The sequence below is a fragment of the Pseudomonas sp. CAM1A genome, from assembly GCF_047501685.1.
Lineage (GTDB): Bacteria > Pseudomonadota > Gammaproteobacteria > Pseudomonadales > Pseudomonadaceae > Aquipseudomonas.
In genome coordinates this window covers 418,070-433,370 of the sequence record NZ_JBFNXP010000008.1, presented here as the reverse complement: position 1 = coordinate 433,370, position 15,301 = coordinate 418,070, and the positions used below count along the sequence as shown (strand labels likewise).

The window sequence follows — 15,301 nt, the reverse complement described above, 5'->3', positions numbered from 1 at the left end:
AAAGCATCGCGGGGCGAGCCCTCTACCACGCCCCGCGATGATCCTTTACGCATCAACCAGACTGGTCCTACATCACGACCTACGGCATCATTGCAGAATTTGTCCGGCTGCCCCAAAGGACCGCCCATGAATCTGCCTCCACGCCAACAACAAATCCTCGAGCTCGTCCGCGAACGCGGCTATGTCAGCATCGAGGAAATGGCGCAGCTGTTCGTCGTCACCCCGCAGACCATCCGCCGCGATATCAACCAGCTCGCCGAAGCCAACCTGTTGCGCCGCTACCATGGTGGTGCCGCCTACGACTCGAGCATCGAAAACACCGCCTACGCCATGCGCGCCGACCAGATGCGCGACGAGAAGCAACGCATCGCCGACGCCGTGGCCCGGCAGATTCCCGACCACGCCTCGCTGTTCATCAACATCGGTACCACCACCGAATCCATCGCCCGCGCCCTGCTCAACCACAATCACCTGAAAGTCATCACCAACAACCTGCACGTGGCGGCAATCCTGGCAGCCAAGGACGACTTCGAAGTGCTGGTGGCCGGCGGCACGGTACGCCGCGACGGAGGTGTGGTGGGCCAGGCGAGCGTCGACTTCATCAACCAGTTCAAGGTCGATTTCGCCGTGGTCGGCATCAGCGGCATTGACGAGGACGGTAGCCTGCTGGACTTCGACTACCAGGAAGTACGGGTGTCCCAGGCAATCATCGCCAATGCCCGCCAGGTGCTGCTGGCCGCGGACTCGAGCAAGTTCGGCCGTAACGCCATGGTTCGCCTGGGCTCGATCAGCCTGGTCGACTGCCTGGTGACCGACCAGGCGCCTTCCCCTGCACTGACCCAACTGCTCAACCAGTACAAGATCCGCCTCGACGTGGTTTGAGACGGAGGGCGTGGGGTGCAGGACTCACCCCTTGTGTCGCCCATGAGATCGAGCGCCGCCCGCACGGCGCTCGATCTTGGCCCCCCTGAAAATCTGCAACCGTTCACCTCCGCTTTTCGCAAATGTTCATTTCCCTGTCATCCGATCAGTTTTTTCTATAAAGACTGACTGGCAGCCGCCTGTTCATTACGCTAATATTTTCGGAAACGAACATTGATGTTCACATTCGCTGTGAACAGCCCCAGGAGGCCTTGCCCGTGTCCCAGCCCGTTTCGTCCCAGCCACCCCTCCAAGACTGCTACGACCTCGCCGTTATCGGCGGTGGCATCAATGGCGTGGGCATTGCTGCCGATGCCGCGGGGCGCGGCCTCAAGGTGTTCCTTTGTGAAAAGGATGACCTGGCGCAGCACACCTCCTCGGCCAGTAGCAAGCTGATCCACGGCGGCCTGCGCTATCTCGAGCACTACGAATTCCGCCTGGTACGCGAAGCCCTGGCCGAGCGCGAAGTGCTGCTGGCCAAGGCGCCGCACATCGTCAAGCCCATGCGCTTCGTGCTGCCGCACCGCCCGCACCTGCGCCCGGCCTGGATGATTCGCGCAGGCTTGTTCCTCTACGATCACCTCGGCAAGCGCAAGCGCCTGGGCGCCTCGCGCAGCCTGCGTTTCGGGCCGGGCTACCCGCTCAAGCCGGCGATCACCCGCGGCTTCGAATACGCCGACTGCGCCGTGGACGATGCCCGCCTGGTCGTGCTGAACGCCATGGCAGCCCGGGAAAAAGGCGCTGACATCCGCACCCGTACCCGTTGCCTACGCGCCGAGCGCATCGACGGCCTGTGGCAGGTGGAACTGCAACACGCCGACGGCAGCCTGCAGACCATCCGCGCCCGCGCCCTGGTCAACGCGGCTGGCCCGTGGGTGGCCAGCTTCATCAAGGATGACCTCAAGCTCGATGCGCCGTACGGCATCCGCCTGATCCAGGGCAGCCACCTGATCGTGCCGCGCCTGTACGAGGGCGAACATGCCTACATCCTGCAGAACGAAGACCAGCGCATCGTCTTCTGTATTCCCTACCTTGATCGTTTCACCTTGATTGGTACCACCGACCGCGAGTACAGCGGCGACCCGGCCAAGGTGGCGATTACCGAGCAGGAGACCGACTACCTGCTGCAGGTGGTCAACCAGCACTTCAACCACCAGCTCAGCCGCAGCGACATCCTGCACACCTACTCCGGCGTGCGCCCGCTGTGCAACGACGAGTCGGACAACCCTTCGGCGGTCACCCGCGACTACACCCTGGCGCTGTCGGCTAGCGAGGGGCAGGCGCCGCTGCTGTCGGTATTCGGAGGCAAGCTCACCACCTACCGCAAGCTGGCCGAGTCGGCCATGGCCGAACTGAAGCCATTCTTCACCCAGATGCGTGGCAGCTGGACTGCCGACGCGACCCTGCCCGGCGGTGAGGACATGACTTCGGCGCAAGCGCTGGTGGATGCGCTGCTGGCCCGCCACGATTGGCTACCGGTAGACATGGCCAAGCGCTGGGCCACTACCTATGGCAGCCGTGTGTGGCAGTTGCTCGAGGGCGTACAAGGGCCGGAAGACCTGGGCCTGCCAATTGGCGGTGGGCTGTTCAGTCATGAAGTCGACTATCTCTGCCGCCAGGAATGGGCATGTGACGCCGACGATATCCTCTGGCGCCGCACCAAGCTGGGGCTGTTCACCAGTGTTGGCGAACAGCAAGTGCTGCGGGACTACCTGCAACAGCGCGTGCAGCGTCAAGCCGGCTTCGAAGCAGCCTGATCACCGCCCCCCCTGGGCGCCAGCTCTTGCGGGGCATAGCGCGAGCGCGCCCAGACCTGCGTGGTTAATTGACGCATCAGCGCAGACTCTTCCGCCTCATGCTGATGCATCAGTACACGCGCACGCGCATCATAATCACCTTCCTGACCAGTTACCGCCTGCTCTTCAAGACTGGCCAGGCGCTCATGGAAGGGCGCGCCCAGTGCTTCGAAGCGCTCCGGGAAGGTTTCGCGCAAGTAGTTCTGCCAATAGGGACGCGCGACCAGCGCGTCCAGCATCGCCACAGATGTATCAGCCCGCAGGACCTCCAGCTCGGCACGACTCAGGTCGGCTACGCTCACATGGGCAAATGACGGAAAGTGCATTTCTTCGGGTGGCACTGGCAAATCGAGAGCACCCGCCAGCTTCAACCGGTAGTAGAGACGCACCTCGATCTCGTCGACCCTGTGTACCCCTTCGGTACGCATGCTCTGCACATGCCGGTTGGCGATGTCATCGAGCAGATCCAGGCGATGCAACTGCCGCCCCAGGCGCAGCAAGCGCTGCTCTCTCATTGCCACAGGCAGGCCATCAACGCCCTGGTGAACGAGGATACCCACCTCCATCTGATTGAGCATCAGCAACAGGCGGTCTTCACAACTACGTGGCGCATCGGCTTCCCGAAACAACAGTTCGCGAAGTGTTTCGTTGTGTTCGCAGGCATCGAGAATGTGCCATATGCGCCGCCGATAATGACGCGGATGCAACTCGAAGTCTTCGCTTTCGGCAAAATCGGCGAGAAACCTGAACAGCCCAGCCGAGCCTGGTTCCGCTACCAGCCAATCCCAGCTTGCCGTTCGTTGCGCACTCAGCTGCTCATTGCTGGAAGCCACCCAAGTTGCCCGGGTATGCCCATCGACCCGATGATGGACATGCGAGGCACTACCTCTTGCTCCTGAGGTCGTGACACCGCGCGCTTCATCCAGGTACTGCATGCTGCTTGCATTCAAGTCATTGTCATGCAAGTTCAGCCGCTGCAGGCGCAAACGCAGGCCACGCATTTCCCGCTGCAACTCACTGATGCGGTTGTCTCGCAAGTCGACATGGGCTCGCAACGACAGGCTTTCATGGAGCAGCCGAATGTCGTCCTGCCCAGTGCTGCGCAGGCGTACATCGCGAACATTCGGCAAGGCGGACAGGTCCGGCAAACCGTTCAGCGGGTTGTAACTCAGAATCAACGTATCGAGCCGTTGCAACCGGGCCAGACGCTGGCTCCCCACTTGATCCATCACGATTTCATTGTTGCTCAAATCTACCCGCCTGAGTTGAGTCAGGTGCTCGATCCCTTCAGGGATCTGAGCAAGGCGATTACCACCCAGATCAAGGTCGACCAGGTTAGGGAACAACCTGAGAAACTCAGCATCGAGGGCCTCCAGGCGCATGTTGCGCAACACCAACCGGCGCACGTGCACAAAGTCGACACCCGCAGGCAAAGAGGGCAACTCCCCAACGTGCTCGCCGTCGATGGTCAGCTCATATTGGTCATTGCCATCCACCAGCTTGCGTCGCCAGCTACGACGCAGCGTATCGGCGACCCGGCGGCGACGGATAGCATCAACGGGCGTCTGCCAGTTGCCCTGCCATTGCCGCAACACTTCGCGTAACTCAGCGAGCTGGCGTTGCAGCATCTGATAGTGATCCCACAGGTTCTCGCCACGCTGGCGCACAGCGTCTATATAGGCATCGAGCTGCAGCTCGCTGAGGGTCGGGAAAATCTGATGAATACCCCGCCTGATAGCCTGTCGGCTGCTTTCACCACCGCCGCTGAACGAATAGGCCAGGCGTCCATCGGCGAAGCGGCGCGGCGGACGCACGCCAGCGCCCTGCGGAGCAAGCCCAATCAGCCTGGCGGCTTGCTGACGCTCCTGTGCAGCGCTCTCAAGCAGCGTGTCCCGTAATTGCGTCACGTTCAGGTTGGCGTTACCCAGTGCTACTTTCTGATCGTCTTCAAGGCACTGCAACACCACATTCAGCAAGGACCCGGAGCTGCCTGTCGATTCGCCAGCCAACGCGTAGGTCTGGTCATGCTTGATGATCACCCTCGTCTCGCTTGCAGCCTCGGCCTGGCTTGCGAACAACAAAAGACCTTCTGAACTACCCGAACGCAATTCGACACGCACCGAACCAGGCCAAGGCGCCTTGTGCTCGACCAACCCCAATAGCAGCTTTTCGCCATCGGCATTGAGCATGTTCGGCAACCGAATACCCAGGCAGGCCCGGTCAACCCGGCTGTCGCGGACGGACCAGCGCGCGCGTTCTGCCATCGCAAGCGGCACCTTCGGTCCGGCAAGCAATTGCTGCTGCAGCTCGGAGCTGCTGTGGTCGATGATTTCCTGTGCGCCCCTGGGCGTCAGATCAGGGAAAGCCGCCATCAGTTTGGTTTGCCCAGGTCCAGTTGGCTGGCGTATCTGCTGCAGCGCCTGCTCCAGTGCCAGGCCCCGCAGACCGGGTTGCGTTGCCTGCAGTTCAAGACACTCGTACATGTCCAGCAGCCGGGCTGGCGCTGCACCACGCTCAAGGTTCAAGCGCCGCAGTTGGTCGGTCTTCAGGCCGGTCGCATCCATCAGCACACGGCTCCTGGACGAAAGCAAATGTTCGAAATGGCCGCCCGGCAAATCCTGGAACAGCACCAACGGGTTGTCTTCGATGGGCGGATAGTGAGCATTGCGCGTCAGCCTCAGCCCGCCTCCCGGCACCACCTTCGGCTCCAACGCGTCCACCCACGACAAACGCTTGATGCCGTGAAGCACGCCAGCGGTGGCGCCCGCCAGCAGCACCCCCTGGATAACGTTGAACAGATGATCCAGTGCTCCCTGACGATCACCCAGTCGCCAGTCCTGGTAACCTTCGTACACCTCATCGAGCAGCTGCACAGCGCTCACCACCAAAAGCAACTCACCCAGTACCGGCACGACGAACGCCGCCAAGCCCAGGAGTTCCAGCCCTGCCGACTGCATCACCTGCAAACGTTTGTGCCTGCTCAAGCGGTCTTCTGCTTCGGTAGGCACCGCGATGAAACGGGCATCATCGTAAATCCTGGCTTGTACCTGCGCTTGCGCATGGGCAAACACCTCGCCGTCAACCGGCAGGTTGCGCCCATCCAGCTCCATCGGCTCTCCCGCCACGGCACGCGTCCGCGCGCGCGACAGTGCCGCCTCGAAGCGCTGTCGATCCTGGGCCTTGACGAAGCGGCGGATGAAGCGCTGGAACGACTTGTTTTTCAGGCGCGTCCCCAAATCGGCATACAGCGCTCCCCAGGAGTCGTAATGCCGCAGGCTTTTCTCCGGGTCGCCAGGTATCCAGGCGATCACTTCGTCGACGGCCGCATCCGGTGCAGGTCGCCATTGCAGAGTGATGATCCCGACCATGCAGCTGCCCAGCACATACAATTGGCGCGGGGCCAGGGTACCGCCCTGGTAGGCCGGCAGTGGCGGGCGCTCCAGCACCGGCAGCAGACGCTGCAAGTCCCGCTCGTCCAACTGGCCCTTGATCCTTCCCTCGTACAGCGCCGCCTTCATCTGTGTGCGCAGGCCGTCCTGGAACAGCCGGTCGATGACCTTGCGTGCCTGATCCGCCGGTTGGCCACGGCCCGCCTTGGGCTGCAGCACGGTCTTGAGCAGCGCCTGGTACTGCCCGCCGATGTTCAGCGTGCGGCACAGTTCGACAAAACGCTCGTAAGTCATCTCCACGGGCGCCTTTTTGGCATCGACAAGCCGGGCCTTGCGCAGAAACCAGGGTTTGGCCTCTTGCGCTTCGAAATTGTGCATGGCTGATGCAAGCAGCGACTGGCGGGTGGTGTAGGTAATGGTCGGCCGATAGATCTTTTCCGACGCCGAGGGGAGAAGGAACTCTTCAGTGACCACTGTGAACGTCCGCCGCGAATCGACATGACCTAGCCCTGCCTCGGCCAGGGCCTTTTCCAGCAACGGCGCAGCGAAGCCCTCGAGGCTCGGTATGCGGCTCAACACATGGCGCAACTGGTCGGCAACCTGCTGTTGTGCATTCAACGCCTTTCGATAGGGCTCGAGATGTCGCGTCTCAGCCTCGCTCAGCCAAGGGGGCAACTGACGGGCTATCAGATGATCGACCGACGTGCACGGGAAAGGATTGGCAGGCGGCATAGCGGTATCTCCTGGCTTGAAAAAACGCCAGGACATCACGCACCTCGTCGGCAACGGTGGTAGTTATTACGGGAGGGCGGTGCCTGATCACTCATTCGGATTTCCGAACGATAAAAATCATCTCGTTCGGAAACCCGTAAACTTTTAGTTACGTAGAAATAGACATGAAAGATGGATACCCCGTATTTTCACGGCGTTATGATCGGTATCAGGGCTTGGCACGAGTCATGCTCTACACTTGGTAGCCGAATGCACCACGCTTCATGCTGTATTCGTTGAACGAAAGAGTCCGCCAACGGCTCCATAAAAAAAACAAACACGTCGAGGAAATTTTGATGCGCATCGTTCGTCAATTGCTGGGCGCCGCCATCGCGGCCGCTGTCATCGCATCGCCGGTCATGGCCGAAGAGCTCACCGGTACCCTGAAGAAGATCAAGGACTCGGGCACCATCACCCTGGGCCACCGCGACTCTTCCATCCCGTTCTCCTACCTGGCCGGCAGCACCGCACCGGTTGGTTACTCCCACGACATCCAGCTGGCCGTCGTCGAAGCCCTGAAAAAGCAACTGGGCACCGACATCAAGGTCAAGTACAACCTGGTCACCTCGCAAACCCGCATCCCGCTGGTGCAGAACGGCACCGTGGACCTTGAGTGCGGCTCCACCACCAACAACGTCGAACGCCAGCAGCAGGTCGGCTTCTCGGTGGGCATCTTCGAAGTCGGTACCCGCCTGCTGACCAAGGTCAAGGATGGCCAGCCTTCCTACAAGGACTTCCCGGACCTGGCCGGCAAGAACGTGGTGACCACCGCCGGCACCACCTCCGAGCGCATCCTCAAGGCGATGAACGCCGACAAGCAGATGAAGATGAACGTGATCTCCGCCAAGGACCACGGTGAAGCCTTCAACATGCTCGAAAGCGGCCGCGCCGTGGCCTTCATGATGGACGACGCCCTCCTGGCCGGTGAAATGGCCAAGGCGCGCAAGCCGTCTGACTGGGTCATCACCGGCACCCCGCAGTCGTACGAGATCTACGGCTGCATGGTGCGCAACGGCGACCCTGCCTTCAAGAAAGCCGTCGATGACGCCATCGTTGCTTATTACAAGTCCGGTGAAGTCAACAAGAGCTACGACAAGTGGTTCCAGCAGCCGATCCCGCCAAAGGGCCTGAACCTTCAGTTCCCGATGAGCGACGAGCTGAAGAAGCTGATCGCCGAGCCGACCGACAAGGCCGCGGACGAGAAGAAGTCCTGACCCCAGGCAGTGGCCTGGCGCACATCCGTGCGAATCCATCCAACAGGCCACTTAGTTAGTGTCTAACCTTTACATCCGAGGGCGTCGAACGCCCCCGGATGTATCGAGGTGCCCGTGAAACAACCGTCTGAGGGGAAATCCCGATGAATTACAACTGGGACTGGGGCGTGTTCTTCAAGTCCACCGGCGTGGGCAGCGAAACCTATCTGGACTGGTACATCACCGGTCTGGGCTGGACCATCGCCATTGCCATCACCGCCTGGATCATCGCGTTGCTGCTGGGGTCCATCCTCGGCGTGATGCGTACCGTGCCCAACCGTCTGGTGTCAGGGATTGCCACCGCCTACGTCGAACTGTTCCGCAACGTGCCGCTGCTGGTGCAGCTGTTCATCTGGTACTTCCTGGTACCGGACCTGCTGCCCGAAGGCTTGCAGGAATGGTTCAAGCAGGACCTCAACCCGACCACGTCGGCGCTGATCAGCGTGGTCATCTGCCTGGGCCTGTTCACCGCTGCCCGGGTCTGCGAACAAGTGCGCACCGGCATCCAGGCGCTACCCCGCGGCCAAGAAGCTGCCGCCCGCGCCATGGGCTTCAGCCTGCCGCAGATCTACACCAACGTACTGCTGCCCCAGGCCTACCGGATCATCATTCCGCCGCTTACCTCGGAATTCCTGAACGTATTCAAGAACTCTTCGGTGGCCTCGCTGATCGGCCTGATGGAGCTGCTGGCGCAGACCAAGCAGACCGCCGAGTTTTCCGCCAATCTGTTCGAGGCGTTCACCCTGGCCACGCTGATCTACTTCACCCTGAACATGGGCCTGATGCTGCTCATGCGCATGGTCGAGAAGAAAGTCGCCGTGCCTGGCCTGATTTCCGTGGGGGGCAAGTAAATGGAAATGGATTTCAGCGAAATCATCCCCGCGCTGCCCGCCCTGTGGGACGGCATGCTGCTGACCCTGCAACTGATGGTCATGGGCGTGGTGGGCGGTATCGCCCTGGGTACCGTCCTGGCCCTCATGCGGCTGTCGTCGAGCAAGCTGCTGGCCAACGTCGCCGGCGCCTATGTCAACTACTTCCGCTCCATCCCACTGCTGCTGGTGATCACCTGGTTCTACCTGGCGGTGCCTTTCGTGCTGCGCTGGATTACCGGTGAAGACACCCCCGTGGGCGCGTTCACCTCTTGCGTGGTGGCGTTCATGATGTTCGAGGCGGCGTACTTCTGCGAAATCGTCCGCGCCGGCGTGCAGTCGATCTCCAAAGGCCAGATGGGCGCGGCGCAGGCACTGGGCATGACCTATGGCCAGACCATGCGCCTGATCATCCTGCCCCAGGCGTTTCGCAAGATGACCCCGCTGCTGCTGCAGCAGAGCATCATCCTGTTCCAGGACACCTCGCTGGTCTACACCGTGGGCCTGGTCGACTTCCTCAACTCGGCTCGCGCCAACGGCGACATCATCGGACGCTCCCATGAGTTCCTGATCTTCGCCGGTGTCGTCTACTTCCTCGTCAGCTTCTCCGCTTCCTGGCTGGTCAAGCGCCTGCAAAAAAGGATCACCGTATGATTTCCATCAAGAACGTCAACAAGTGGTACGGGGACTTCCAGGTACTGACCGACTGCAGCACCGAGGTCAAGAAGGGTGAAGTGGTGGTGGTCTGCGGCCCGTCCGGCTCGGGCAAGTCGACCCTGATCAAGTGCGTCAACGCCCTTGAACCGTTCCAGAAAGGTGACATCGTGGTCGACGGCACCTCCATCGCCGACCCGAAGACCAACCTGCCCAAGCTGCGCTCGCGGGTGGGCATGGTATTCCAGCACTTCGAGCTGTTCCCGCACCTGTCGATCACCGAGAACCTGACCATCGCCCAGCGCAAGGTGCTTGGCCGTAGCGAGGCGGAAGCCACCAAGAAAGGCCTGGCCCTGCTCGACCGCGTCGGCCTTGGCGCCCACGCCAAGAAGCACCCCGGCCAGCTGTCGGGCGGCCAGCAGCAGCGCGTGGCGATCGCCCGCGCCTTGTCGATGGACCCGATCGTCATGCTGTTCGACGAACCGACCTCGGCGCTGGACCCGGAAATGGTCAACGAAGTGCTCGACGTGATGGTCGAGCTGGCCCACGAAGGCATGACCATGATGTGCGTGACCCACGAAATGGGCTTTGCGCGCAAGGTCGCCAACCGGGTGATCTTCATGGACAAAGGCAACATCATCGAGGACTGCCAGAAGGAAGACTTCTTCGGCAACCCCGAAGGCCGCCACGAGCGGACTCAGCACTTCCTCAGCAAGATCCTGCAACACTAAGTCGGCCACAGTGACGCTGCCCGGCCACTTGCCGGGCAGCGGAAGCTGGTCGTGACAAGGCCACTGTGATGAAATGCGACCCTTCGCTCCTTCGCCCCGCCCAGCCCACCGTGAAAACCCGCCTGATTCGCCAATTGCTCGTCCCGCCCCTGGTCATTCTGCTGATGGTCGGATTAGGGATGTCTGGCTTCCTGATCAGCGAAAGCAACGGCATCCGCACCCTCAGCGAAAACGGCGAGCGCCAGCTGGAGCTGCATGCGCGCACCGTCGAAAGCGAAATCAGCAAGTACACCTACCTGCCCAGCCTGCTGGAGCTGGAAGACAGCGTCTCGCGCCTGCTCACCGACCCTGACGCCGGTGACCGCCAGGCCGTCAACGAATACCTCGAAGGCCTGAACCGGCGCAGCCGCAGCCGGGCGATCTTCGTCCTCGATACCAATGGTCGGGTCCAGGCCACAAGCAACTGGCGCGACGCCGACTCTTTCCTCGGCGAGGACCTGGCGTTCCGCGCCTACTTCCAGGTCGCCGTGCGCGGCGAGCCAGGGCGCTTCTACGGCATCGGCAGCACTACCGGCGAGGCCGGCTACTACCTGGCCCATGGGCTGGAAGAGCACGGCAAGATCATCGGCGTAGCGGTGATCAAGGTACGCCTCGATACCCTCGAGGAGCGCTGGCAGCGTGCCCGCCTGGAGGCCTTCGTCAGCGACGAGAACGGCATCATCATCCTTTCCAGCGACCCGTCCCGGCGCCTGAAGTCGGTGCGCCCGCTGAACCCACAGATCAAGGAGCGCCTGGCGCGCAGCCTGCAGTACTACTGGTGGCCGCTCAACGAGCTGCAACCGCTGGCGCGGGAAACCCTGGCCGATGGCGTGGAAAAGCTGACTTTCCCGGCCAACAGCGAGACCGAGCATGGCAAGCAGCGCGACGTCTCCTACCTGGCCCAGACCCGGCGGCTGGCCGACACGCCCTGGCATTTCACCCTGCTCACCCCCCTGCAGGATCTGCGCCGCGAGTCGATGGTGCAGGGCATCCTGGTCGGGGTGGCCTTCGCCCTGCTGGCGATCCTGGCCATCGCCTGGAATGAGCGACGCAAGGTGATCGCCACCCGCCTGGCGGCCCGCGAGGCACTGGAAGAGGCCAACAGCCAGCTGGAGCGCAAGATCACCGAGCGCACCGCCGACCTGCGCGCCAGCAATGAACGCCTCAAAGGCCAGATCCGCGAACGCCGCCACGCCGAACAGACCTTGCGCCACGCCCAGGACGAACTGGTCCAGGCCGGCAAGCTGGCGGCCATCGGCCAGATGTCCACCAGCATCGCCCACGAACTCAACCAGCCACTGGCGGCGTTGCGCACCCTGTCCGGCAACACGGTACGCTTCCTCGAACGCGGCGCGCTGGAAACCGCCAGCGCCAACCTGCGCACCATGAACGACCTGATCGATCGCATGGGCCGCATCACCGCGAGCCTGCGCTCGTTCGCCCGACGTGGCGACGACAGCGGCCAGGCCTCGCTGGAAAAAGCGGTGGAGGCCACTTTGCAAGTGCTGGCCAACCGCATCAGTGCCTGCCACCTGCAACTGCACAGGCAGTTCGACGACCCGTTGCTGGCCATCGACCAGACCCGCCTGGAGCAGATCCTGGTCAACCTGATCGGCAACGCCCTCGACGCCATGGCCACCCAGCCCTTGCCGCAACTGTGGCTCGAAGGCGAAACACAGGGCGACAAGTACCGCCTGCGAGTGCTCGACAATGGCCACGGCATCGACGCCGAAGCGCGCAAGCACCTGTTCGAACCCTTCTTCACCACCAAACCGGGTGAGCACGGCCTGGGCCTGGGCCTGACCTTGTCGGCGAGCCTTGCCACCGCGGCCAAGGGTACACTGAGCGTCGAACACCCCAGCGGTGGCGGCACTGCTTTCGTCCTCGCCCTGCCCCTGGTCACGCCCCCTAGCGAATTGGCTGAGCCTCTATGAATCAAGCACCTCTCACCGTCCTGATCGTCGAAGACGACCCGCACGTGCTGCTCGGCTGCCAGCAGGCGCTGGCCCTGGAAGATATCGCCTGTGAAGGCGTCGGCAGCGCCGAGCAGGCCCTCGATCGCATCGGCGACGACTTCGCCGGCATCGTCGTCAGCGATATCCGCCTGCCGGGCATCGATGGCCTGGAGCTGCTCAACCGCCTCAAGGCCCGCGACCGCAGCCTGCCGGTGGTGCTGATCACCGGCCACGGCGATATCGACATGGCCGTCGGCGCCATGCGCAACGGCGCCTACGATTTCATGGAAAAGCCCTTCTCGCCGGAGCGCCTGGTCGATGTGGTACGCCGCGCCCTGGAGCAACGCGGGCTGTCCCGCGAGGTGCTCGCGCTGCGCCGCCAGCTGGCCGAACAGAGCAGCCTGGAAGGCCGCATCATCGGCCGCTCGCCGGCCATGGAACATCTGCGCGAGCTGATCGCCAACGTCGGCGACACCTCGGCCAACGTGCTGATCGAAGGTGAAACCGGCACCGGCAAGGAACTGGTCGCCCGCTGCCTGCACGATTTCAGCCGACGCCAGGGCCAACCATTCGTGGCGTTGAACTGCGGCGGCCTGCCGGAGAACCTGTTCGAAAGCGAGATCTTCGGCCACGAAGCCAACGCTTTCACCGGCGCGGGCAAACGCCGCATCGGCAAGATCGAGCACGCCAACGGCGGCACGCTGTTCCTCGACGAGGTCGAGAGCATGCCGATCAACCTGCAGATCAAGTTGCTGCGCGTGCTGCAGGAGCGCACTCTGGAGCGCCTGGGCTCGAACCAGAGCATCCCGGTGGACTGCCGGGTGATCGCCGCGACCAAGTCCGACCTCGCCGTGCTGGGCCAGAGCGGGCAGTTCCGCAGCGACCTGTACTACCGCCTCAACGTCGTCACCCTGGAACTGCCGCCGCTGCGTGAGCGCCGCGAAGACATCCTGCAACTGTTCGAGCACTTCCTGCAGCAATCGGCCCTGCGCTTTGACCGTGAGGCGCCGGTGCTGGACAGCCAGACCCTGTCGCGGCTGATGGCCCACGACTGGCCAGGCAACGTGCGCGAGCTGCGCAACGTCGCCGAGCGCCATGCCCTGGGCCTGCCCGCGTTCAAAAAGGGCCCCAGCGGCGGCGCCAGCCAAGGCCTGGGCTTTGCTGAGGCGGTGGAGGCGTTCGAGCGCAACCTGCTCAGCGACGCCCTGCAGCGCACCGGCGGCAACCTCAGCCAGGCCAGCCAGGAGCTGGGCATGGCCAAGACCACGCTGTTCGACAAAGTGAAGAAGTACGGCCTCGGCTGATCGGCAACCTTACCCTGGAAGTTCAACGTGGACCTGGTATTCAAAGCGGCCCTGGGCGCCGGCGTGGTGGTGCTCCTGGCAATCCTGTCGAAGACCCGCAACTACTATATTGCCGGCCTGGTGCCGCTGTTTCCCACCTTTGCCCTCATCGCCCACTATATCGTCGGCAAGGGACGATCGCTGGAGGACCTGAAGACCACCATCCTATTCGGGATGTGGTCGATCATTCCCTATTTCGTGTACCTGGCGACGCTGTACCTGCTGGTCGAGCGCATGCGCCTGGAGGCCTCGCTGGCCCTGGCCACGGTGGCCTGGCTGGTGGCAGCGACCGTGCTGGTAAGCATTTGGGTGCGGATGCATTGAAGCAATCGCGGGGCAAGCCCGCTCCCACGAATGGTGCACAGGGCAACCGTGGGAGCGGGCTTGCCCCGCGATTCGATCTAGAGCCGGGCGATATGCGTGACATCCTGCCGATGCGCCTGCAAGTAGGGTAGGACCGCCCCCAGCAATGGCGCCTTGAACGGCTCCTGGAAACGATGCGCCAGCCCTGGAATCAGGCGCAACTGGCTGCCCTGGATATGCGCTGCCAGATGCACCCCGTGCATCACCGGCAGCAACGGATCGGCGGTGCCGTGCACCACCAGCGTCGGCACTCGCAGCTGGTTGAGCAGCTCGACCCGACTGGGCTCGGCGAGGATCGCCATGATCTGGCGCTTGACCCCTTCCGGATTGAACGCCCGGTCATAAGCCACGGCGGCCTGTTCGAGCAGCGCGGCACGGTCGTCCCGTACCTCGGGGCTGCCCAGCGCGGCCAGCAGGTCGGCCTGCTGCTCGATGGCCACCTCGCGGCTCGGCGCGCTGCGCCGCGCCAGCAACTGCACCAGTGCCGGATCCGGCGCCGGCAGGCCGGCGGCGCCCGAGCTGGACATCACCAGGGTCAGGCTGCTCACCCGCTCCGGGGCCATCGCCGCCATGTGCTGGGCGATCATGCCGCCCATGCTCACCCCCAGCACATGGAACTGACGGATCCCCAAGGCATCCATCAGGCGCAGGCCGTCACCGGCCATGTCAATAAGGGTGTAAGGCGCCGACACCGGCAGGCCCAGCTTGTAGCGCAGCAACTCGACGGTCAGGTTGGCCGAAGCCGGCAGCTGGTTCCAGCGCGACAGGCCGACATCGCGGTTGTCGTAGCGGATCACCCGAAAGCCTTGGCGGCACAGGGCCTCGACCACGTCGTCCGGCCAGTGGATAAGCTGCCCACCCAGGCCCATGACCAGCAGCAACGCCGGATCGCGAGGCGCGCCGACACTCTGGTAGACCAGGCTCAGCTCACCCAGCTCGGCCCTTTGCACCGGCACATGAACATTACAGCGGCCCTCGGCGAAGCTCGCCGGCACGCTGACCGTCAGAAGGAAGAAAAGAAAAAAAGCCCGCATGAAAGAAACACCAGAATGCAGATCCCCAGTAGAACGCGAGTCTGATGAAATCCATTCGGTTGCGCTGCCACAAAACCATGACAGTTTCGTGAAGGCTGCCGAGCGGTCATGCATTACCGGAGTACCTCAACCAGCACTGCGCGAGGCTGTTCAATGGCCGGGGCATCCCATAGACGAGGCCCG

General features: G+C 62.8%; 11 protein-coding genes. 9 read left to right on the top strand and 2 right to left on the bottom strand.

Annotated elements, in window-relative coordinates; all coding sequences use genetic code 11:
* Positions 1 to 126: 126 nt before the first annotated feature.
* Both glpR and glpD read left to right on the top strand, forming a co-directional pair.
* Positions 127 to 882, top strand: coding sequence for a DNA-binding transcriptional repressor GlpR (gene glpR, locus ABZO33_RS19520; protein WP_023629017.1), 756 nt, complete (start codon positions 127 to 129; stop codon positions 880 to 882).
* A gap of 257 nt (positions 883 to 1,139) precedes the next feature.
* Positions 1,140 to 2,678, top strand: a complete 1,539-nt coding sequence (gene glpD / locus ABZO33_RS19515; RefSeq protein WP_414537327.1) for a glycerol-3-phosphate dehydrogenase — start codon at positions 1,140 to 1,142, stop codon at positions 2,676 to 2,678.
* On the opposite strand, the gene ABZO33_RS19510 is transcribed toward glpD, so the two are convergent.
* Complete coding sequence (locus ABZO33_RS19510; protein WP_414537326.1) at positions 2,654 to 6,874, bottom strand: NEL-type E3 ubiquitin ligase domain-containing protein; 4,221 nt, start codon at positions 6,872 to 6,874, stop codon at positions 2,654 to 2,656. The two genes, glpD and ABZO33_RS19510, sit on opposite strands and share 25 nt — an antisense overlap.
* Before the next feature lie 299 nt (positions 6,875 to 7,173).
* Between ABZO33_RS19510 and ABZO33_RS19505 the strand changes: the two genes are divergently transcribed.
* From ABZO33_RS19505 to ABZO33_RS19475, 7 genes are all read left to right on the top strand, one after another.
* Positions 7,174 to 8,091: a glutamate/aspartate ABC transporter substrate-binding protein gene (locus ABZO33_RS19505; RefSeq protein ID WP_414537325.1), complete on the top strand. Its 918-nt coding sequence runs from the start codon at positions 7,174 to 7,176 to the stop codon at positions 8,089 to 8,091.
* A gap of 143 nt (positions 8,092 to 8,234) precedes the next feature.
* Positions 8,235 to 8,981, top strand: a complete 747-nt coding sequence (locus ABZO33_RS19500) for an amino acid ABC transporter permease (RefSeq protein ID WP_414537324.1) — start codon at positions 8,235 to 8,237, stop codon at positions 8,979 to 8,981.
* Positions 8,982 to 9,653: an amino acid ABC transporter permease gene (locus tag ABZO33_RS19495; RefSeq protein WP_414537323.1), complete on the top strand. Its 672-nt coding sequence runs from the start codon at positions 8,982 to 8,984 to the stop codon at positions 9,651 to 9,653.
* Positions 9,650 to 10,384, top strand: coding sequence for an amino acid ABC transporter ATP-binding protein (locus ABZO33_RS19490; RefSeq protein ID WP_038706667.1), 735 nt, complete (start codon positions 9,650 to 9,652; stop codon positions 10,382 to 10,384). Before ABZO33_RS19495 ends, ABZO33_RS19490 begins: the two co-directional genes overlap by 4 nt.
* Before the next feature lie 68 nt (positions 10,385 to 10,452).
* Positions 10,453 to 12,357 carry a sensor histidine kinase gene (locus tag ABZO33_RS19485; protein WP_414537322.1) on the top strand — a complete coding sequence of 635 codons (1,905 nt, stop codon included), beginning with the start codon at positions 10,453 to 10,455 and terminating at the stop codon, positions 12,355 to 12,357.
* Positions 12,354 to 13,682 carry a sigma-54-dependent transcriptional regulator gene (locus ABZO33_RS19480; protein ID WP_414537321.1) on the top strand — a complete coding sequence of 443 codons (1,329 nt, stop codon included), beginning with the start codon at positions 12,354 to 12,356 and terminating at the stop codon, positions 13,680 to 13,682. The genes ABZO33_RS19485 and ABZO33_RS19480 overlap by 4 nt, the downstream gene beginning before the upstream one ends.
* Before the next feature lie 27 nt (positions 13,683 to 13,709).
* Positions 13,710 to 14,045 (top strand): GlpM family protein, encoded by a 336-nt coding sequence (locus tag ABZO33_RS19475; RefSeq protein WP_414537320.1) that lies wholly within the window; start codon positions 13,710 to 13,712, stop codon positions 14,043 to 14,045.
* A gap of 77 nt (positions 14,046 to 14,122) precedes the next feature.
* Here the strand turns inward: ABZO33_RS19475 and ABZO33_RS19470 are convergent, their stop codons facing one another.
* Positions 14,123 to 15,118, bottom strand: a complete 996-nt coding sequence (locus ABZO33_RS19470; RefSeq protein WP_414537319.1) for an alpha/beta fold hydrolase — start codon at positions 15,116 to 15,118, stop codon at positions 14,123 to 14,125.
* Positions 15,119 to 15,301 lie beyond the last annotated feature (183 nt).